Raw genomic sequence first — 744 nt, 5'->3', positions numbered from 1 at the left:
GCTCCGTTGAAGCTCCGCCGCCGCCACCTGTTGTTACAGCTACGTTCGCTATCCTTTGCATATCTAGGATAGTGGGTTTGAGCGCCTCAACCTCACTCATTAGTTGCTTTATCGTTCCATAAATGTGAGGACGACGTGTATAATCATAGTCGACCATACCTCGCCAGACCACTGTGGATTGATACAAGAAGTATGTAAAACCTCTTGCTCCTCTACCAATTGCTTCATAGGTCATCGCTCTTATTTCGGACGGGATAGGCTCTCTCGGCAATCCCCCTTTTTCTCCATGCGCCTGTAGAATCATCCACACTGGTGCATCATTTGTAAGGTCTTTTCGAATCTGCAACGTGGAAGCATCCAAGCTTTCTTCATATGAAGCGTTTGGGTACGTGCCAATATGCTTGAAATTTCCTGGTGTCGGATAGTGATTAACAACAGGATACAAATCCAAGCTCATGGCTTGCGTTAGATTGGAAGGGTAGAAATACGCCGCATCCTCGGGCATCGTATAATCGATTACCGTAAACCTGCCTGGATCGATACTTTCAAGCATCCTTCGCATAACGGATAGATTATCTCTGAATCGCTCCTTATCAACCACATACAAACTCCGCGGCTCATCGAACAATAGATATCCGATAAGTTGCTCCGCATGCTCGGATTGTAAAGCTTTATTTGTTCGTTCAACAAGTGCTTGGTGCATCTCAACTTCATCATTGCTATACAAAGCCTCTGAATTAAAAT

General features: G+C 45.0%; 1 protein-coding gene. It reads right to left on the bottom strand.

The genetic code is table 11. The annotated features are described in order from the left end of the window. Positions 1–744 (bottom strand): hypothetical protein (locus AC1DWN_RS34705; RefSeq protein ID WP_477563340.1); only part of this gene is annotated, 744 nt, incomplete at both ends.

The organism is Paenibacillus sp. P4_A7, assembly GCF_056402455.1.
This window is presented reverse-complemented; position numbering and strand designations above follow the sequence as displayed.